This is a genomic window from Methylobacterium sp. NFXW15, from assembly GCF_049887755.1.
Lineage (GTDB): Bacteria > Pseudomonadota > Alphaproteobacteria > Rhizobiales > Beijerinckiaceae > Methylobacterium.
Window position 1 is genome coordinate 486,077 of the sequence record NZ_JAGEKG010000004.1, and the last position, 18,227, is coordinate 504,303.

Annotated in this window: 18 protein-coding genes, 1 tRNA gene and 4 pseudogenes; 16 read left to right on the plus strand and 7 right to left on the minus strand. The window is 62.2% G+C overall.

All coding sequences use genetic code 11. The features are described from left to right. Positions 1-35: 35 nt before the first annotated feature. Positions 36-458, minus strand: a complete 423-nt coding sequence (locus tag J4O73_RS12405) for a MucR family transcriptional regulator (protein ID WP_426217670.1) — start codon at positions 456-458, stop codon at positions 36-38. Between the two features lie 2 nt (positions 459-460). Continuing rightward, the gene (locus J4O73_RS12410; RefSeq protein WP_426217672.1) at positions 461-733 is read right to left on the minus strand and encodes a hypothetical protein; all 273 of its coding nucleotides are present in this window, start codon (positions 731-733) and stop codon (positions 461-463) included. A gap of 472 nt (positions 734-1,205) precedes the next feature. On the opposite strand from J4O73_RS12410, the gene J4O73_RS12415 reads away from it, so the two are divergent. Both J4O73_RS12415 and J4O73_RS12420 read left to right on the plus strand, forming a co-directional pair. Next, positions 1,206-1,511 carry a hypothetical protein gene (locus J4O73_RS12415; protein WP_426217674.1) on the plus strand — a complete coding sequence of 102 codons (306 nt, stop codon included), beginning with the start codon at positions 1,206-1,208 and terminating at the stop codon, positions 1,509-1,511. Between the two features lie 3 nt (positions 1,512-1,514). Then, positions 1,515-1,808, plus strand: coding sequence for a hypothetical protein (locus J4O73_RS12420; protein WP_426217675.1), 294 nt, complete (start codon positions 1,515-1,517; stop codon positions 1,806-1,808). Positions 1,809-1,819: 11 nt separating this feature from the next. Here the strand turns inward: J4O73_RS12420 and J4O73_RS12425 are convergent, their stop codons facing one another. Next, positions 1,820-2,020 (minus strand): helix-turn-helix domain-containing protein, encoded by a 201-nt coding sequence (locus tag J4O73_RS12425; protein ID WP_426217677.1) that lies wholly within the window; start codon positions 2,018-2,020, stop codon positions 1,820-1,822. Between the two features lie 5 nt (positions 2,021-2,025). Here J4O73_RS12425 and J4O73_RS12430 point away from each other — a divergent pair, with 5 nt between their 5' ends. The 9 genes and pseudogenes from J4O73_RS12430 to J4O73_RS12470 all read left to right on the plus strand — a co-directional run bounded on the left by J4O73_RS12430 (position 2,026) and on the right by J4O73_RS12470 (position 7,219). Further along, positions 2,026-2,805: an XRE family transcriptional regulator gene (locus tag J4O73_RS12430; RefSeq protein ID WP_426217679.1), complete on the plus strand. Its 780-nt coding sequence runs from the start codon at positions 2,026-2,028 to the stop codon at positions 2,803-2,805. A gap of 401 nt (positions 2,806-3,206) precedes the next feature. Continuing rightward, positions 3,207-3,362 (plus strand): hypothetical protein, encoded by a 156-nt coding sequence (locus J4O73_RS12435; protein ID WP_426217681.1) that lies wholly within the window; start codon positions 3,207-3,209, stop codon positions 3,360-3,362. 120 nt (positions 3,363-3,482) lie between these two features. Then, the gene (locus J4O73_RS12440; RefSeq protein ID WP_426217682.1) at positions 3,483-3,719 is read left to right on the plus strand and encodes a hypothetical protein; all 237 of its coding nucleotides are present in this window, start codon (positions 3,483-3,485) and stop codon (positions 3,717-3,719) included. Beyond that, entirely contained in the window at positions 3,716-3,931 is a 216-nt protein-coding gene (locus J4O73_RS12445) for a hypothetical protein (protein ID WP_426217684.1), read from the plus strand. Before J4O73_RS12440 ends, J4O73_RS12445 begins: the two co-directional genes overlap by 4 nt. A gap of 63 nt (positions 3,932-3,994) precedes the next feature. Then, positions 3,995-4,705 (plus strand): lambda exonuclease family protein, encoded by a 711-nt coding sequence (locus J4O73_RS12450; RefSeq protein WP_426217686.1) that lies wholly within the window; start codon positions 3,995-3,997, stop codon positions 4,703-4,705. Next, positions 4,702-5,379 (plus strand): hypothetical protein, encoded by a 678-nt coding sequence (locus J4O73_RS12455; RefSeq protein WP_426217688.1) that lies wholly within the window; start codon positions 4,702-4,704, stop codon positions 5,377-5,379. Before J4O73_RS12450 ends, J4O73_RS12455 begins: the two co-directional genes overlap by 4 nt. A gap of 142 nt (positions 5,380-5,521) precedes the next feature. After that, the gene (locus tag J4O73_RS12460; protein WP_426217689.1) at positions 5,522-5,962 is read left to right on the plus strand and encodes a hypothetical protein; all 441 of its coding nucleotides are present in this window, start codon (positions 5,522-5,524) and stop codon (positions 5,960-5,962) included. 79 nt (positions 5,963-6,041) lie between these two features. Beyond that, a pseudogene (locus J4O73_RS12465) lies at positions 6,042-6,182 on the plus strand (helix-turn-helix domain-containing protein); the annotation flags it as partial. A 17-nt stretch (positions 6,183-6,199) separates the two neighbouring features. Further along, positions 6,200-7,219 (plus strand): tyrosine-type recombinase/integrase, encoded by a 1,020-nt coding sequence (locus J4O73_RS12470; RefSeq protein ID WP_426217691.1) that lies wholly within the window; start codon positions 6,200-6,202, stop codon positions 7,217-7,219. A gap of 65 nt (positions 7,220-7,284) precedes the next feature. Here the strand turns inward: J4O73_RS12470 and J4O73_RS12475 are convergent. Then, positions 7,285-7,360 (minus strand) — tRNA-Ile (locus tag J4O73_RS12475). Positions 7,361-7,645: 285 nt separating this feature from the next. Between J4O73_RS12475 and J4O73_RS12480 the strand changes: the two are divergent. Next, positions 7,646-7,855: pseudogene (locus J4O73_RS12480) on the plus strand (type B chloramphenicol O-acetyltransferase); the annotation flags it as partial. Between the two features lie 367 nt (positions 7,856-8,222). Next, positions 8,223-9,488, plus strand: a complete 1,266-nt coding sequence (locus tag J4O73_RS12485) for a DUF4214 domain-containing protein (protein WP_426217693.1) — start codon at positions 8,223-8,225, stop codon at positions 9,486-9,488. A gap of 245 nt (positions 9,489-9,733) precedes the next feature. Here J4O73_RS12485 and J4O73_RS12490 read toward each other — a convergent pair whose 3' ends face one another. Then, positions 9,734-10,828, minus strand: coding sequence for a hypothetical protein (locus J4O73_RS12490; protein WP_426217695.1), 1,095 nt, complete (start codon positions 10,826-10,828; stop codon positions 9,734-9,736). A 467-nt stretch (positions 10,829-11,295) separates the two neighbouring features. Here J4O73_RS12490 and J4O73_RS12495 point away from each other — a divergent pair. Then, positions 11,296-11,568, plus strand: a pseudogene (locus J4O73_RS12495) (MBL fold metallo-hydrolase); the annotation flags it as partial. 192 nt (positions 11,569-11,760) lie between these two features. Here J4O73_RS12495 and J4O73_RS12500 read toward each other — a convergent pair. After that, positions 11,761-13,428 carry a methyl-accepting chemotaxis protein gene (locus J4O73_RS12500; protein WP_426217697.1) on the minus strand — a complete coding sequence of 556 codons (1,668 nt, stop codon included), beginning with the start codon at positions 13,426-13,428 and terminating at the stop codon, positions 11,761-11,763. A gap of 707 nt (positions 13,429-14,135) precedes the next feature. On the opposite strand from J4O73_RS12500, the gene J4O73_RS12505 reads away from it, so the two are divergent. Both J4O73_RS12505 and J4O73_RS12510 read left to right on the plus strand, forming a co-directional pair. Next, positions 14,136-17,099 (plus strand): glycosyltransferase family 2 protein, encoded by a 2,964-nt coding sequence (locus J4O73_RS12505; RefSeq protein ID WP_426217699.1) that lies wholly within the window; start codon positions 14,136-14,138, stop codon positions 17,097-17,099. 383 nt (positions 17,100-17,482) lie between these two features. Then, positions 17,483-18,121, plus strand: coding sequence for a CatB-related O-acetyltransferase (locus J4O73_RS12510; RefSeq protein ID WP_426217701.1), 639 nt, complete (start codon positions 17,483-17,485; stop codon positions 18,119-18,121). On the opposite strand, the pseudogene J4O73_RS12515 reads toward J4O73_RS12510, so the two are convergent. After that, a pseudogene (locus tag J4O73_RS12515) lies at positions 18,118-18,227 on the minus strand (IS630 family transposase); the annotation flags it as partial. The gene J4O73_RS12510 and the pseudogene J4O73_RS12515 overlap by 4 nt on opposite strands.

Consider the following 18,227-nt stretch of genomic DNA (forward strand, 5'->3'; position numbering starts at 1 on the left):
TCACGTTTCGAATGTCGCCGCACGCGGACGCTCTCTTACGCCGCTGCCTGTCGGTGCTGGACACCAAGCCCGAGCTGTTTCGCCAGTTCGGATCGGCGCGCGGAATAGCTCGGCGCCGTCATCGGATAGTCGGCAGGCAGGCCGAACCGAGCGCGGTAGCTCTCGGGCGTCATGCCGTTGACGGTCAGATGCCGTTTCAGCGTCTTGTAGGGCCGTCCGTCGAGGAAGGAGATCAGCGCGTCGGGACGGACGCTTTTCTTGATCGCGGCGGGCGTAGGCAGCTCCGGCGCGGGCTCGGCCGGTACGGGTGCGGCAAGCCCGACCAGAGAGGCGTGAACGCTGCGGATCAGGTCCGGCACGCCCGATACCGGCACCGGGTTCTTGGCGACGTAGGCGGAGACGATCTCGGTGGTGAGAAGGATCGCGGTCTGCCCCGCGGCGACGAAGGTCTCGGTCATGGTCATACCTTTCGGGTTGAGCGCCAGAACTCCCAGATCGGGAGGCTCTCGGCGGGGTTGGTCAGGCCGCGAAAGACCTGCCGGGAGCCGTTGCGCTCCAGGGTGATCGTGCGCTCGTCCATGGCGATCACTTTGCGCGGGTAGATCGTGACGAGGGCGCCCACGCTGTCCGCGCGCAGCGCCCCGGCGAGCGAATGCACGCCGAACAGCGAGTCCGTGCTCCAGCCGAGCGCGGCGGCTTCCTCGCCCCAATGCTCGACGAAGCGGAACATCATGGTTCGGACGCCCGCCCAGACGCCGAAGCGACCACCGGGACCGGGCTCCTTCCAGATCATGCCGGGGCAGGGGAGCCCCGTTGTCGTCGAGGAGAGCGTCGAGGTAGCCGTTGCCGGTGCCGCGCCGGGCCGGGGCGTCGCGCGGTCGAGCGCTGCGGCGGGCAGTGTCGCGGAGGCGGTTCCGAAGGGTGGCGAGCCAGTCGAGCTTCAGCCCCCGGACACCGGGGACGCCGACCCAGAAATCTTGGAATTCGGCCAAGGCCTCGTCGATCTGCCGACCGGTCAACCGCGTCGTAGGCGGTCATCTTCGAGCCGGTCCCGGCCTGCGCCAGCCGGACGAGCTTCACGAGTTTCGGCAGGATCTGGTCCTGCACTTCGGTGGCCGTCACCATTGTCCGTTTCCGGTCAATCTTTGTCCGCACGGCGCCAATCCTTCGCGACATCTTGAGGATGTCGAAGGAGGGGCGTTCGAATGCAGGAGGATGGCGAGGAACGCAGGCACAACAGCATCCCGGCCGACAGCTTGGCGGCAACGCGGCAGGGATGCGGAAAGAGGGACGTCGACCCGGCGGTCAGAAGAGGAAACCGCGTGGGCGATCGCGAGACGAAACTCTGCGCGATGGGGGAGGGAGCGCGCGATCATGTCGGCGTTCCGTCAAGGAGGTTTCGCGCGGTGCGCCTGCTTGTCGGAGCCAGCCGATGCGCCGATGCGGTGATGGTGGATGGCCGGGCTGGCACCCGACCCTCCTCGCCGAAGCTCATGGCCCTGGAAGGCTAAACCATGACCGCCGACGAATTCGAAGACCGCTACCGCGCGCTCGAAACCCTGACTGTGCAGCTGATCCGACACATGATGGTGCGCGACGTCTTCAGCCGCGATCAGGTCGAGGATCTGATGGGGTCTTTGACAAATCTGGCAGAGGGCGACGAAAGATGTACCTACTGCGCCGAAAGGCTGGTCCGGCAGGTTTTCAGCAAATCTCGCACGATGGCCGATATTTACGACGAAGCCCAAGTATTGGCGGAACAGAGAGCTCGCGTCTACGGCGGAAATCCCGTGCCGGTCGATCTGTAGGCCTACAAGCATCACGCGGCTTCCGGCTGGCTGATGAGGTCGTTAGCGGTGATTTTGCCGCCGGATCCCTCGACGATCTTTCGGATGGTTGCGCCTCGAGGATCACGCTCCCCCCTGAGGATTCGCGTGATTGTCGATGGCGGCACGCCGATCTCCGCCGCGAAGGCAGCAGCCTTGATCTTGCGCTTCGCGAGGTATGCGGCGAGGTCCATTTCGCATGAGTTTGCCATTTGGCGAAAAAAGTCAATCAGGGGTTTGCCGATTGGCTCTGGATGGTCGCCGCCGCCGCACGCAGGTTCGCCGGATGGCAATGCCCGAGCTGAAGCGGCGCAGAAAGGCGCTCAAACTGTCGCTGGAGAAGCTCTCAGCGATGGTTGGTCTGTCATTATCGCAGATCCAGCGTTTCGAAACTGGCGAGCGCGAGCCGAAGAAGACTGACCTGGAGAACCTGGCCAAGGCTCTTGGCTGCACTGTGCCGGAGCTACTTGAGATGGAGGCACCCGCCGCCTCGCCGGTCTTTGGCGGTTTGATGCCGGTTCCGATTGCCGGCCGTACTGCCGCAGGCGTTTTCCGTGAAGTCGTCGAGTTCGATGACGGTGAGCCAGAGTATGTCTTCGAGCCAGAGGACGAAGACTTCCCCAAGGCTCGGCGCTTCGCCCTCACGGTGGAGGGCGACAGCATGAATGCGGCCGACCCGCCCATGCCAGACGGGTGTCGCGTAGTATGCGTAGACTTCGAGCAAACCGGACAGCCGCTTTCTGATGGATTGATTGTCGTGCTTCAGCGGACGCGCGAAGGTGGACACCTTCGTGAGTGGTCCGTGAAGGAAATCGAGCTGCATGACGACGAAGTCTGGTTCTGTCCGCGTTCGACGAACAAAAATCACCGCCCGATTAAGGTGCCGATGAACCCAGAGGCGAGCGAGTGGAATGCGCTCGAAATAATAGGTCTAGTACGGGACGTCTCTATGCGGGTCAGAAAAACTTCGCGACGCTGAAATATTACGCGCGAACTCTATGCTTTATGATCTATAGATGGCCCTTATAAAGCGTTGGGCGGCTCGAGTCTTCATGGGTTCCGCGGATCCTGGCTCGCTTCACGATGCGTCGGCGGTGTCACGGCTGCCACCACATAACCAAGCGAGTGATCGAGTCGCCCGATTTCGGAGACGCCCCTGGCAACGTGGAGGAATTGCTGGAAAGCGCTTTGCTTCAGCACCAGGACTTCAGTTGCGCAGATTGCGACATCACTATCGCGACACTCATCGCGGTCAAGCAGGAGGAGATCGACTAAGCCCGAGCACCTCGCTCAGATAATTTCGCCATGTGGCAAAAAATGCTTGACGGTATTTTTGCCATTTGGCTAAATCGCTCCATCGCCACCGCGACGGAGCCGGTCATGCGGGTCGCCTACCTCACCCAGACGAAGACGCGCTGCTTCCTGACGATCAAGGAAGGCCCCGGTGGCGTGACCGTCGATACGGTCATTGTCGCCGGGAAACGTGAGGCCCGCACCTACTGCGCCGCCCACGGCATCCAGGCGTGGAGCTTCTGATGGCCGCGCTCCAGCAGCTCAACTTCGAGCAGGCGATGACGCTGGTTTTCGTCCTCGCAGCCATGGCGACCGGCGGCCTCTGGATGAGCGGCCGCGTCTACTTCCGGGTGGGCCTCTGACATGGCCGCCCCCACCACCCCCGACCGCTTCGATATCATCCTGCTCCGCGACGGCTACGCCATCGTCGAGATCCACTCCGGCGGCTTCGGCCGTGAGGTCATCGAGCGCGAGTTCGGCTGCGAGGCCAGCGCGTGGGACCGCATCGAGGAGATCGTTCAAGGCGAGGCCGACGAGGCTGCGGCCATCGCGCTCGCCGCCGCTGAGTACGACGCCGAAGACCTGCAGGTGGCGGCATGAACGCGACGTTCCGCGCCCCGTCCGTCACCCTCGCTGGTGACCGGCTCGCTCAGGCCGTGGCCGACTTCCTCCACGCTCTCGACCGCGGCGACTTCGGCATGAAAGCGCTCCGGTTCGGCGACGGCAGCGAGAGCGCCCACGTCGCCGATCTGCGCACGAAGCTCGCCGAGCACCGCACCGACCGGAACCTCGTGACGGGGAGGGGCCGGTGATCCTCTCCCCCGCCGGCCGCGCCCGTCGCGGCGCTGGTCCCACCCCGCACGCAGGAGCCTGACGTGGCCTTGCACAACGACTGCGAGCGCCCGTCCACGGTGCGCATCCACTCCGACCTCTACCAAGGGACAGAGGAGTGGATCGCGGCCCGCTGCGGGATGCTCACTGCCAGCGAGATGTCGCTGATCGTCACGCCGACCTTCAAGCCGGCGAAGAACGAGAAGGAGCGCTCGCACCTGTACGAACTGCTCGCCCAGCGGATCACCGGCTACGTCGAGCCGCGCTTCGTCAGCGATGACATGCTGCGCGGCCAGGAGGACGAGGTCGAGGCGCTCGCCCTCTATGCCAAGCACTACGCCGAGACCGAGTCCGTCGGCTTCATCACCAACGACCGGTGGGGCTTCACCCTCGGCTATTCGCCCGACGCTCTGGTCGGCAGCGACGGCCTCGTCGAGTGCAAGTCGCGGCGCCAGAAGTATCAGGTCGAGACCTTCCTCGTGCATGTCGCAGAGGGCACGATCCCGCCCGAATACCTCCTCCAGATCCAGACCGGGCTCCTCGTCTCCGAGCGGCGCTGGTGTGACCTCGTCTCCTACTCGGGCGGTCTGCCGCTCGCCGTGATCCGCGCCCACGCCGACGAGGGGATCCAGGAGAAGATCCTGGCCGCTGCCGACGACTTCGAGCAGCGCCTTCGGGACGCGATGACCCGCTACCGCGAGGCCACGGCTGGCGCGATCCCGACAAGGCGCATCGAGCGGGAGATCTTCGCGTGATCGACATCTCGCAGACGGTTGCGCCCAGAAGCGACCAGCTTAATGCCGACGACCTGATCGTCGGCCCCCGCACCATCCGCGTCACCCGGGTATCGAAGATGAGCGAGCCGGATCAGCCGATCGCGATCTACTTCGAGGGCGACGGGGGTAAGCCGTACAAGCCCGGCAAGTCGATGCGGCGCGTCATGCTCCGGATCTGGGGCGCCGACGGCTCGGCCTATGCCGGTCGCCGGATGACGCTCTTCCGCGACGATGGCGTGCAGTTCGGCGGCGTGGCCGTCGGCGGCATCCGGATCAGCCACATGTCGGGGATCTCCTCGGCGGTGACGATGGCGCTCACTGCCACGAAGGCCCGGCGCGTGCCCTACACGGTGAAGCCGCTGGCCGAGGAGCGCTTGCCTGCTCCGAGCCAGCCTTCCACCGACGCGGACGACCGCCCGACGGAACAGCGTCAGCAGCCCAGCGCTCGCGACCGGCTTTACGCCGCCGCGCGCGAGGCGGCCGGTAAGGGCAACGCCGCGCTGAGCGCCTTCCGCGACGGGCTGGACCCGCGCGCGAACGAGGCCCTGGCGCCGATCCTCTCCGAACTGGACCGGGCGGCCTCCTACGCCGACGCGGCCGACGACGACTTCCCCGGATCCACCTCCATCACCGACGAGAGGTCCGCCCGCTGATGTGCTGTCCCTGCGGAAATCTGCGCTGCGGCTCTGACGAGTTCGGCCGCTGCGGCTGCTACGACGGCGTTGATCCGCGCTGCTACGACAGCCGGGCCGACGATCCTCGCCCCGTCACCCTGCCTTGCCGGAGGAAGCTACAATGAAGGGCCAGCCCATGTTCGTCGTCTTCGACCTCGACGGCACGCTCGCCCTCACCGAGCACCGCGCGCACTTCCTGAACGGCCCGGGCCGGAAGGACTGGCGCGGGTTCTACGCCGCCTGCGACCAGGATGAGCCCTGCCACCCGATCATCCGGACGCTCCTCGCGCTCGACGCGACCGGTGCGCATGTCGAGATCTGGTCGGGCCGGTCGGACGAGGTCCGGGACAAGACGACGGCTTGGCTCGATGAATACGAGCTCGGCCATATCCCGATCCGCACCCGCAGGGCCGGAGACCACCGCCCCGATACGGTCGTGAAGGCCGAATGGCTCGACGAGGGCCGCACGCCGGATCTCGTCTTCGAAGACCGAGCCAGCGTGGTCGCGCTGTGGCGCTCGCGCGGGATCGTCTGCTGTCAGGTCGCGCCGGGGGACTTCTGATGTCCCGTAGCGAACGAATCCCCGGTCGGGATGAGGTGACGGACGAGACGATGATGCGGCTCAAGAGGGAGGGCAGACTATGATCGTTCGTCCCCTGACCCCCGAGCAAGTTGCTGCTCGCTGGGACTGTTCACCAAATCACGTCCGCAACCTGATACGTCGGGGCGACCTACGGGCTTTCAGGGTCGGGTCACGCCTGCTTAGGATTAAAACGGAAGCGGTCGAGGAGTTCGAGCGATGCCAGGAGACTATCGGATCGGACGCCTCAACGGACGATACGTCGTCTCGTGGTGGGTCGATGGAAAGCGGAGACGTTATCGTCTTAACGCACGCGACGCCAAGAGCGCGGAGAGGGAAGCCCTCGACGTAATCAAGCGCGAAGCAGTCGCGCCTGTCGGCGCCACGGTAGCCGACATCTGGGAGGCTTACCGGGCAGAGAAGGAAGGCCGCAGGGTCGCGGTCGCCATGAAGCATGAATGGAAGGCCATCGGCCCGCATTTCGGCCATCTGCGACCGGACCAAATCAAGACGAGCACTTGCCGCGCCTACACCGCCGCACGCCGAAAGACGGTTGTCCGCGGGAAGGCGACATGTGTCCATGACGGCACGATCTGGACTGAGCTCGGCCACCTGCGCACCGCGCTTGTCTGGGCGCTCGGGGCCGAAAAGGCGCCCAAGATCGAGCGCCCGCAGAAGCCGGCCGCGCGCGAGCGCTACCTGACCCATGCCGAGATCGGCAAATTGCTCGACGCGCCGGCTCCGCTACACATCAAGACTGCCATTCATGTCATGCTTGCCACGGGCGCGCGCGTCGGTGCCGTGCTGGAACTGACCTGGGACCGGGTATCGTTTGACGATGGCTATGTGAATCTGCGCACCGCCGACAGCGTGACCCGGAAGGGTCGCGCGAACGTGCCGATGAACCCGACGCTGCGCGCCGCGCTTCAGACCGCGCGCGACGCGGCGCTGACAGACTACGTGATTGAGTGGGCTGGAAAGCCGGTCGCGAATATCAAGACGGGGTTTTATGCCTGCGTGAAGGCCGCCGAACTCGAAGGCGTCTCACCGCACGTCCTGCGGCACACAGCAGGCGTCCACATGGCGGCGGCTGGCCGACCCATGTCAAGGATCGCGCAGTATCTCGGGCATTCCAACACGACCGTCACCGAGCGCGTCTATGCGCGGTTTGCGCCAGAGCACCTGAAGGAAGAGGCGGCAGCTTTGGACTTCGGTCGGCTTCGGTCAGTGGGCTCTTAGGTTCATTGAACCTATAAGAAGTCCGCAGAGAATTTGCCAGGAACCATATTCTTCAACGGGTTAGCTGGTGGGCCCGGTAGGACTCGAACCTACAACCAGACCGTTATGAGCGGTCGGCTCTAACCATTGAGCTACAGGCCCAAGCTATTCATGAAGAACAGCTATTTGGTATCTGCTTCGCATCTTTTCTTATCTTGACGACCGATACGGCGACAGAAACCACGGATTTAGTAGCGGCCAGGGGAGGGTAGGGCAAGGGGCCGCTCTACCTCCTGGCCATGGACGAAGCCGCGATCACCACCATTCTCGCCGCTCAGGACGCGGCTGAAGCCCTCACTGCGCTCGACTGACCGATCCAGCCGCTCGATATGGTCTGCCGCCGGACCTTACCAAATATCGGTCAACTCAAGGAACATGAGTGTTGAGATTGGATCTGACGTTTGGATTGGCCGGACTGCAACAACCATGGCTGGCATGAAGATCGGTCACGGCGCGGTTATTGGCGGAGAGAGCCTCGCGGCGAAGTCTGTCGAACCATATACCATAGTGGCGGGCAACTCAGCTCGTCCCATTAGGCAGAGGTTCGACGACGAGATGATTCGTAGAATGCTGGCCGCTGAATGGTGGGACTGGCCCGATGATGTGTCGTGGAAAATAATACCGCACTTCAAACCAACGACCTGAAGACAGCTATTGGAGCTAGCTGGATCAAAGCTCAAGCCGCGATGAGCAGCTGTGTCACATTCCGTGGGACGATGGTGCGCACCGCCGTGATCCTGACGACGCCGACGATGTGACCGTTCCACTATGTGGCAAGCAACTGGCGGCTCTGCGTGCCCTCGCGACGACGCGCGGCGAGTTGCGGATCACAGTTTACCCGAGAGCGATGCCGCTGCTGGTGGGGAGGGGGTCAGTCAGGATCGGCCGGTGCGACAGAGGGGAGTTGACGGTTTTTTCTTATTCTACGTGTAGCGCTGCAGCCGGATTCTCGGGGTGAGCGAACATGGCGAACTACGTGCTCGAAGGCCCTCGCTGGGGAACCGGGGCGGTGGGCACGGGCGGCGGCACCGTCACCTGGGCCGTGGACTCGACGGTGTCGGCGGGCTTCATCAGCCAGATCAGCGCGGCCTTCGCCGACTGGTCGAGCCGGGCCAACATCACCTTCAAGCAGCAGGCCTCGATCAGCGGTGCCCAGATCACCTTCAACCTCTCCTACATGGATGGGCTGGACAAGGTGCTCGGCACCACCAACTACACCTACTCCGGCTCGAAGATGATCTCTGCAGCCGTGACCTTCGACAGCGGCGAGGGCTGGCACGCCTCCGGCAGTCAGATTGTCAGCAACGACGCCGTCAACTTCTTCGTCGTCGCGGTGCATGAAATCGGCCACGCGCTCGGCCTCGACCATTACAATGCCGGCCCGGCAGTGATGAACTCCATCGTTGACCGCTCCATCACTGACCTGACCCCCTCTGATATCTCCGGGATCCAGGCCCTCTACGGCGCCCCGAATGCGTTCGGAACCATTCAATACTCTGCGGCAAGCGCCGGCGGCACGGTGTACGCGCTGTACGATGGCATATTCGGCCGCGCGCCCGATACGCTCGGGCTTGAATACTACGCCGATAAGATCGCGCACGGAACTAACCCAGCGTCTCTGGCCGCCAACTTCCTCGCCTCACCAGAGGGTCAAGCACGCCTCGGGGCCGCCGATAACACCGCCTTCATCCAGCAACTCTACCAGAACACCCTGCACCGTGCCGCTGATGCGAGCGGTCTGCAGTATCACCTCGACGAACTCGCCCACGGCGTCAGCCGCGTCGATGTGGCACAAAACTTTGTGTTCTCGCCCGAGCACTTCGTCAACCTGCAGCCAACCCTCGACGCCGGCCTGTTCGTGCCCGATGCGCAGGCGGCTCAGGTGGCACGGGTGTACTACACCATGCTCGGCCGGGCGCCGGACGCAGGTGGTCTGACGTACTACACGGACCAGCTCGACCACGGCGGAACAATTTCCAACATCACGCAGGCCTTCTTGAACTCAGCGGAGAGTCAAGCGACTTATGGCAAGCTATCGAATATCGCCTACGTCGACGCGCTCTATGTCAACGCGCTGGGCCGCCACGCTGAAGCCAACGGATTGAGCTATTGGACCGATCAACTCGACCATGGTGTGTCGCGGGCAGACCTTGCGATGTCTCTATCACAGTCGGCCGAGTCCCAAAACCTACACTTGGCCCAAATTGAACTGGGCTGGCACCTCGCCTGATAGCTGTAAATCGGCCTCGGGTCGCTGAAGCGGCCGAGGCTCCTTTGATCGGGTTGCGCATTCCCTCGTCAGCCTACAGGTCGGGACAGGGCGATCCGTACCGCGCCACCGCGAAGGCGAGGTCGCGCTGGACCGATTTCCGCGGACGATGGCCGTCCGCGACGGAGGGCTACGTCTGCGCTGCACGGTCTGTGGGCGGAAGGGGCCGGAGACCGAGCAGGTCTGGCCGCCGCGAAACCGCGCCTCTACGCGTGCACTAGAGCGAATATCGACTGAGCCAGTGCCTGATATCGCTCAGCGAGCAGATCCAGGCCGTTGGGCAGGACACCATGCCGGGTTACCCGGGAAGTATCCGCGCCTGCAACGAGAACACCCTCAACCCGTATCTCGTCGTAGCGCTGATCGAGCACGCTTGGCCTGCCCGGCTCGGGAACCGTTTCCGGACCATCGACCGGCAGGACCTCTAGGGTTACACCCTCAGCGCCACCTGGAAGCGCTTTCCGCAAAGCGACGAAGATGCTCATGTAGGCATCGGGATCGGTGTTTGACCAATCATATATGAGATCCCGGATCTCTTCACCCTCCGAGCTATACAACCTAAGTTTCGCGCCAGATCCCCCCATGTTTACGACTAGACCTAATACTGTTTCATCACGTGAGATGGGAAGATTGAGCGGCTCGCCCTGTCGCAAGATCGCCATCTCAGAAGACCGCAACGAGCTTTTGTAGAGCGCTCGGCGTTCCATCGGAACTAAGGGCGCCAGAGCGATCGTTCGTGTGTGCGTGATTGCCTCTTGTTGCCGCGACGCCGTGCGAACAGCTTCAACCGCGCTGATGAGCTCGGTCCCCAGCGACATACTCACGGCGGCTGAATGGTGTGCGGGATCTCGCATCAACTTACCGGGCTCGCACCCGAGACGGGCGACCTGCCGAACGAGCGCGGTTACATCGAATATTGGTATTCTTAGCTCTTGGCAGATGCTTCTATGTAGTTTTTCAGCCGGAAGATCCGCGTCGAATGATCCGAGCAGGGGATTGATGATGCATATCGGCAAACAGCCAACGACGCTGAGCCTTTGCGTGATCGAGTTGAACGCGCGCCGTACACGGCTCTCATCGATATTGCCGTTCAATAAATAAAATCCATCTGTTATTGCGTAATCGATAAAAATAACATCATGCTGCTTAAGTTTTAGATCATTAAGCAGGTATAGAGCTAGTTCCGACGGAGAACTTCCGATCGATGCATTGACGATCTGCTCGTCGGTCGATTGTCTGGCAGCGTCAACCATAGATGCGCCCATGACACAGTTGGACGTACCAAGAAAGACAATCGTCACGATCGACCCCCAACATCAATCTAATGCGGAGCGCCCTCCAGCGCTTCTTGTAAAAATAATGTGATTACCGAATCATCGGCATCGCAATAACATATGATAATATTTTATACAGTAGAAAATGGCGCTAAATCTCACAAGTTGTGCGACAAGCTCGCTTTTATTTGAGTTCTTTTTGAGATGCGTTGAGAGGTATCTTATTTTCAACCACAACGTGTATAGCCACAAAGAGTGCCGGAGTGCTTGACATATAACCGTGCTCCCCGGGCTTGCCCCGCGCCTCGGCGTGTTGCGCGAAGGTCTGGCGACCGGTCAGGACCTCGGCGAGTGTGGTGCGCTGGCGGACATGGCCGCTGGTCTGCCGCTTCCGAGGCCCGGCTGAAGCGCGAGTTGCGCGGCGATCCGATTCGCTGACATGGCAGCCTCCCGGCGGAGGTTCGCGCGAGCGTCCCATGCGGTCCATGCGATCGCCCCGGCAAGGCAGAGCGCCGGGACATATAGGCGTCTTGATCGCGGACGGCTCCGACCGGCTGCTGATCTGGGGCGATATCGTCCACTCGTGGATCCTGCAGATGCCGCATCCGGATTGGACGGTGATCTGGGACACCGATCCCGCGAAGGCGGCCACGACGCGGCGGCGCATCCTCGACCGTGCGGCGGTAGACGGCGTGAGGGTGACCGGGATGCACCTCGCTACAAGTGGAAAAATCGTGCGCGCGGATACGGGTTTCGCGCTGATCTAGCTGCGCCAGACCTTGGGGGCTGCAACTGTCTGCTTTCGGACTCACGCGAAGGGATCATTGGCGACCGCAGCCGGTCGCGGTCGGAAGGACCGCTTCGGGTGAATTTTCGACTGTCCGCTTTCCGGCTGCGCGGATCGGATAGCAGACAGTCAACGAGGAATAGGCAGTTGTGATCCTCGGATCGTTGGTGGTTTACGCCGCGCGGACGGTCGCCAGAAAGCGCCCGACCTCTGCCCCAAGATGTTCGGACTGGCGTGACAGTTCCGAAGCCGCCGCCAACACTTGGCTTGCGGCTGCCCCGGTTTCATCCGAGGCCTGGGCGACGCCGGCGATGTTGCTCGTCACCTCGCCCGCGCCCATGGCCGCCTGGCTCACGTTGCGCACGATCTCCTGGGTGGCAGCACCCTGCTGCTCGACTGCCGCAGCAATGCTGGTGGCAACGACATCGATCTCGCGGATCTGGCTCGTAATGCCGCCGATGGCAGCAACGGCCTCTTGCGTGACGCCCTGGACCTCACCAATCTGACGTGAAATCTCATCGGTGGCCCTCGCTGTCTGGCTGGCCAGTTCCTTCACCTCGGCAGCGACCACCGCAAAGCCCCGCCCAGCTTCACCAGCCCGTGCGGCCTCGATTGTCGCGTTGAGGGCGAGGAGGTTCGTCTGGCCGGCGATGCCGGAGATCATGCCAACCATGTCGCCGATCCGAGCTGACGTCTGGCTCATTGCTTGGACGAGGTGAGCCGTCTGGTCCGCCGCCACAACCGCCTGCTGGGCGAGGCGTGCTGAGCCGCTGACCTGACGTCCGATTTCCTGAACGGACGTGCCGAGTTCCTCAGCGGCGGCCGCGACCGTGTTGACGTTGGAGGCTGCTTCCTCGGCAGCAGCGGCGACGGTCGTAGACTGGGTGGCTGTTTCGGTCGCGGTCGCGGTCATGGTGCTGGCTGTCGCCTGCAGCTCCGTGGCAGACGACGAAACAGTGCCGACGATGCCGCCAACGGCTCGCTCGAAGCCATCCGCCAATTCGATCATCGTGCGTCGCCGTTCGGCCGCTGCTGCTGCATCGGCCAGGCGCTTCACCTCCGCCTCCTCGGCGGCTTTCCGGGCGACCATGGCCTTGATGCCGTCCACCGCCTTGCCGACCGCGCCGATCTCGTCGTGACGGACCGACTCCGCGATCTCGGCATCGGTCTCGCCGCGAGCCATTCGCTGGAGCACGCTGACGAGCCTGCCGAGCGGACGGGTGACCTGCACGACGACCGTATAGACACCGTAGGCGATGCTGAGCGCCGCAACGACGAGTGCCGCGAGCAGGGCGAGGCGGGACCAGCCTGCCGTGCGCTCGGAGCGATTGAACTCGGCCTCCGCTTCGCGGACCTGCAGCGTGGTCAGCTTGCTCAGTGTCGCGCTGGAGGCCTGCGTGGTCTTCAACAGATCGGCATGCGTCGCATCGAAGTCCGGAGTACCGCCTTGCGCGATGCGCTTAAGGATCTCGGAGATGACAACACCGCTCTGATCGATCCGAACCCGCAGATCCTTGGCGAGGATCTGTTCCTCCGGTGTCAATGAAGTCGCTTGATAGGCGGTCCATTGGGCGTGCAGCTTGGAGAGGTCGCGGTCTATCTTTTCCTTTGCCGTGGTGAACGCGATGGTCTTGCTACGCAGCATCCGCGATACGTCGATGATGTCATCGTAGGCGTCACGAATGATGCTGAACTGTCGGAGACAGACGACTCGGTCCTCGTAGACCGTTTTCAGACTTGAATGGCTCCAATGGAGCGCAAAGTTCCCAAGCACTGCCGTACCGAGGAGGATAAGGCCTATGGCGGCCAAGACCGAAACGAGCCGCTGTTTGATCGTCATCGTCGAAAAACTGCCTCTTTGATCATCACAGCCGAGACAGGCACCACCGAAACCACTGGGGTGCCCGCTGCATGAATGCGCAAAATAGCGGCAATTGGTTAATCCGACGGCTGCTCAACATCGACGGATCCAGCCCCGCATGATGACAGCTCGTCACAGACAGGGCGTCTCACCGCACACCCTCCGGCATTCGGCCGTCACCCGCATGATGCAGCAAGGCGTGTCGACTTAGGAGGCGGCAGGGGTCGCGGGCATGGGCGAGGCCGTGCTTCGTCGGCACGTCGCGCACCACCACCTCGATCACATGGCTGAAACTGTGGCCGCGACGGGCGGACGACAGAAACTCCGCAGATCAGCGTGACGTCTCACCCTCTCAGCCACGAACGACACCGCCATCGCCCATGCCGACCAGGGCGGCGCCATAGCCAACTTCGCGTGTGGCCGACCGATCACGCCTCAGAAGCCCAATACGGCGGGCATGTCGTCGACGACCTTATCACGCGTAACGAGGTGCAGGCGCTGGCCATGCTTCAGGGTGCGCAGCCATTGACGAGGCCGGGTGACGCGTTGACTGTGCGCCTGTAGTAATTATTCGTCGACCGTTGGCCGTTTTTCTTCTCCCCGCAAGCAGCCACGCATCACGCTGCTTGCCGCAGTATTTCGTGAACTTAATGAAGATTAAATTCGATCGCAGGGTGCTATGATAGATGGCTGATCCGAGAATTCTCTTCTATGAAGATCCTCTAACAGACAACGCATCGTTCTTCCGTAGATCAGCCCATCTCGGCTGCGACGCGCCCTGGCTTCGTGCGCTCATGCGGGATGGCCATGACGTGCGAATGCTCGTTCACGAGCGTTTCCTGCCCGTCACACGGAAAGTCGGCATCCCCCGTCACGCCGTGATCACGGTTAGCGAAGATGACCTCGTCAACCGGCTCTGGAACCCCCATGCCGATGTAAACACCCTGTTGCATCGCCATTTCGATCCGCTTTCTACGGACGCCGTCGAGACACTAGCCGACAGCCTGGATCGGCCCGCTGCGCTCGCCACGCGAGCGTTGTTTGCAGAAGTGCTTGAGAATGCCCTTGGTGACTTCAATCCGGACATCATCATTACATGGTGCCCGGTGCCACATCTGCGCATGTTGTTTCCAAACACGCTCATCCTCCATAAAGAAACATCAATCTTCTCGCGAGCACCGCTTCCGCTGACCTACACACTCGATCCGCGCGGGTTCCACACCTGGTCGGCCCCGGCTCAGCCGACCGAGCCGGCTTCAACGAGCGATCAGGCGACAATCGCTGCCACCCGGGAGCTACGCTCGGCCCTGGCACTCGCCTATGATCTTCAAAACAAGCCGTTCTTGGAAATCGAGGACCAGATCAACAATTACGAAAGCTCACTTCTCGTGATCGGTCATGAGAACGGTTCATTCTTCTTCGACGCGAGCTGTTCATACCGCTCACAGGTTCATCAACTGCTCGACGTTCTCGAAAACGCTCCGCCGCATTGGGCGGTCATAGCCAGCGAGCACCCCGATTGCCGCCGGATGACCCTGGCCGAGATGGAGTTCATCAAGGAGCGCCACGCCAACTTCATTGCCATCCCCGATGCGCTGACGCCTCTTTGTTCGGGGCAGATGCTCGCCCGCCGCGTCGATCGGATCGCAGCCGCCAGTTCCAGCGTCGGCCTCCATGCCCTCTTCTGGAACAAACCACTTCATGCGCTGGGGCAGAGCCACTTGAACCGCTTCGCCGCAGGACAGGGGGTTCGCAGTTTGACGGAAGGCCCTCGCCAGAATGCGTTCTCGGACGAGAACGCTGCCTGGTGGGCATTCCATTACAGCTACCCGAACAGCCTGGCAGCAAAGCCCGGCTGGCTCTCGTCGCATCTGCGCACCAAACTGGATCATTGGCAGGCGCATGGGGTCGTCGGCTACTTCGCCCAGCCGATCGCGGATGTGGACGAGATGCGGTCCCGGCTCCTGGAACGCTCCGTCGAGGCGATCCGCACCCGCCTCGGACCACCCCTGGGCCTGTCAGCGGTGCCGGACCGGCTGGATTTCACCAATGCCGCATGGTTCGGCTCAGGCTGGGCCGGAGCAGAAACGAACGGTGACATCGTCTATCGCTGGACCACGTCGAGGGAAGCGGAGTTGATCCTCCCGCTACCGGTCGGATGCGACGTCCTGATCACGATCCAAGTGGGCACACACGGCGGTTGCGCCGGGCAGGCGGCGGAGCTTCGTCTGGGGGATCTTATTCTCGCCGCTCAGCAGGTCGGTCTCGACGGCGCGGCACGGTTGACGGCGCGTCTCTCCAAGGCCCTGATCGTCGATTCCGCGACGAGGCTTGTCGTTCAGGCGCGGGAAGTCGCGCCGCCTTCGGAAGGAGCCGCCCCGCTCGCGCTTATCTCCACCTTCATCACGATCGAAGCCGCCCCGCCTCTGCCTCCGCGACCAGCGATCGCCACCCACGCGTCGCCACGGCACTCCGTGCTGATCCCGACCTTGAACGGGCGCCAGACGCTGGAAGTCGTCCTGCCCGACCTCTTGTCCCGGATTCCGGATGGCGTCGAGGTCGTGGTCAGCGACAACCATTCCGAGGACGGCACCTGGGAGTTCATCAACAGTCTGCGCGACGAACGGCTCACCGTCCTGCAACCTCCCGAGCGTGTCGATTACGCGAGCAACGCGGATTGGGCCTATCGCCATGCCCGGGGCGAATGGCTGGGGCATCTCGGCGACGACGACCAGATCCTGAGCTCGCGCTTCGCAGTGATCGATGACATCGCATCTCATTCCGACGCCGAGATGATCTACGCAAACCGGATCCGATATTATTGGCCAAATTTCATGGCCACTGAACTCGCGAACACTTTAGATGGTGCCACTTTCAGCGATACGGTCATCCTGATGGAGGGCGACGAGGTTGCACGCCGCAGCATCAATTCGGGCAACGTTCGGCATACCGGCGCCGTAGTCCTGCACCGAAACCTCATCCGGCGCGTTCGGGACATCATGGGCGGCCGCTTCATGGCGCAGCGCCTCGCTGAGTATACCAGCTACCGGGTTGCGGCGGGATTGTCGGCCGGCGTCGCCTTCGTCAACCGGCCGATCGTCGTCATCGGCCGTCACGACAAGAGCATCGGTACGTCGATGCATCACGACAGCGGCGCGGGCACGGCCTACGGAACGGATCTCGAAGAAAACATCGGCTCCCATCATGAGGGGACAGGGTTCCACTTCCTGGGGCAGCAACCCTTCTCGTTCGAGGCCGCGCTCGCGGCGGCCTCGACCCTGGCGCCCCGCATCGGGCCCTGTCCGATCGATTATGCCCTCTGGCGCGAGCGGGTTGTTGTCGACCTCGGAAACCAAGTTGCGAAGGGCCGGATCTCTTCAGAGGCTGCCGCCGGCATTCAGGCCGCAGGCGACGCTGCATTGGCTCAAGCCATTGAGAGCCAGACGGCATCGCCTCGCCCGATCGGTACACCTGTTCCGATCGAACCGAGTTGGGGGTGGCGCGGACGCCTCAATGGCCGACGGATTGGAGCCACCTCCATCACGGAGGTGGGCGACTGGTTCGAGACTACATTCGCCGAGCGGCAGGCGACGAGCTCACTTGCATATAAGCAAAGCACTGACGCAATGGTTGATTGGGTTGATGCGTAACATGCCCTCGATGAACACGCATGCTAGTTGCGGCCACTTGCGGAAGCTTTGAGAGACCGCTTCGACTGCATCGTTTCTTCAACCGGTGAATCAACGACCGATCAATCAGTCTGATACTGCGATGATGGTGCGCGATGCCGAATGGCGTCAACACATTACTCGCGCGATGCCGTGGCGCGGCTCACCGGCGGGGCCGGTACGCCACGCGGTTTCAGGGCAAGATGGGCAATGCTGGCCAAAGCCAATACGGTTTAGTTGAACCACATAGCTTTTTCGTCATTACGAGCGCAGCGAAGCGATGATAGAGGAGCAGTCGGGATTTAGGGATCGTAGGAAGCGCTTCAGGCAAAAAATCAGTAGTTTCATTTAAATGGATTGCGCCCGTGCTCGTAGCTGTCGATTTTACCTCGGAATTTGTAGCCCACCTTCAGGACATCGGGATAGGAATGGTGCCGAAGGGCGTCTTTCCCGTCGATGACGCGACCGAATTTGAAGCACCGATGAACCTGTTTGGCGTCAATACGTGGGGAGCCCCAGCAAGAGTGGGCGCGTTCACGTATTTCGGCTCAAATGGCGACTTTTACAATGCGCAAATCGGCCGCTACTGCTCCGTTGCAAATAGTATCGCCGTTGGATGCACACAGCATCCGGTCGACAACTTGACGTCATCCCCCATCACATATACTGAATTCGTCCACTTCGAGCGCCATTTTCGGGAAAGTATCTCGGGCTGGGAGAGAAAGCTGGATCGGATCGACTTCGAGATGCGGCCCCAGACGACGATCGGACACGATGTCTGGATTGGACTGGGTGCCTATCTCAAAGATGGGATCAGCGTAGGCAACGGAGCAATCATTGGTGCGCACGCTGTCGTCACGAAAGACGTGCCGCCGTTTGCCGTCGTAGCGGGCTCGCCCGCGAGGGTCATCAAATATCGGTTCAGCGACAAGATTATCGAACGAATCGAAAAGCTAGCTTGGTGGGATTACAATTTATACGAGGCTAGAGCGTTTTCGGTTTAATCTGGCTCATATCCCGCGGCGGCGAAGAAGTTGGCGCATTCGTCTGGCGTGATGGTGTCGATGAGCCGGCCGATGGCCGTCCACAGCCCTTCGACCGTGCGCTCAG

What these genes read in the sequence shown, in the direction of transcription:
- J4O73_RS12405 (WP_426217670.1), bottom strand. Translation starts at nt 458, where the DNA reads ATGACCGAGACCTTCGTCGCCGCGGGGCAGACCGCGATCCTTCTCACC.
- J4O73_RS12410 (WP_426217672.1), bottom strand. Translation starts at nt 733, where the DNA reads ATGATGTTCCGCTTCGTCGAGCATTGGGGCGAGGAAGCCGCCGCGCTC.
- J4O73_RS12415 (WP_426217674.1), top strand. Translation starts at nt 1,206, where the DNA reads ATGCAGGAGGATGGCGAGGAACGCAGGCACAACAGCATCCCGGCCGAC.
- J4O73_RS12420 (WP_426217675.1), top strand. Translation starts at nt 1,515, where the DNA reads ATGACCGCCGACGAATTCGAAGACCGCTACCGCGCGCTCGAAACCCTG.
- J4O73_RS12425 (WP_426217677.1), bottom strand. Translation starts at nt 2,020, where the DNA reads ATGGACCTCGCCGCATACCTCGCGAAGCGCAAGATCAAGGCTGCTGCC.
- J4O73_RS12430 (WP_426217679.1), top strand. Translation starts at nt 2,026, where the DNA reads ATGAGTTTGCCATTTGGCGAAAAAAGTCAATCAGGGGTTTGCCGATTG.
- J4O73_RS12435 (WP_426217681.1), top strand. Translation starts at nt 3,207, where the DNA reads ATGCGGGTCGCCTACCTCACCCAGACGAAGACGCGCTGCTTCCTGACG.
- J4O73_RS12440 (WP_426217682.1), top strand. Translation starts at nt 3,483, where the DNA reads ATGGCCGCCCCCACCACCCCCGACCGCTTCGATATCATCCTGCTCCGC.
- J4O73_RS12445 (WP_426217684.1), top strand. Translation starts at nt 3,716, where the DNA reads ATGAACGCGACGTTCCGCGCCCCGTCCGTCACCCTCGCTGGTGACCGG.
- J4O73_RS12460 (WP_426217689.1), top strand. Translation starts at nt 5,522, where the DNA reads ATGAAGGGCCAGCCCATGTTCGTCGTCTTCGACCTCGACGGCACGCTC.
- J4O73_RS12470 (WP_426217691.1), top strand. Translation starts at nt 6,200, where the DNA reads ATGCCAGGAGACTATCGGATCGGACGCCTCAACGGACGATACGTCGTC.
- J4O73_RS12485 (WP_426217693.1), top strand. Translation starts at nt 8,223, where the DNA reads ATGGCGAACTACGTGCTCGAAGGCCCTCGCTGGGGAACCGGGGCGGTG.
- J4O73_RS12500 (WP_426217697.1), bottom strand. Translation starts at nt 13,428, where the DNA reads ATGACGATCAAACAGCGGCTCGTTTCGGTCTTGGCCGCCATAGGCCTT.
- J4O73_RS12505 (WP_426217699.1), top strand. Translation starts at nt 14,136, where the DNA reads ATGGCTGATCCGAGAATTCTCTTCTATGAAGATCCTCTAACAGACAAC.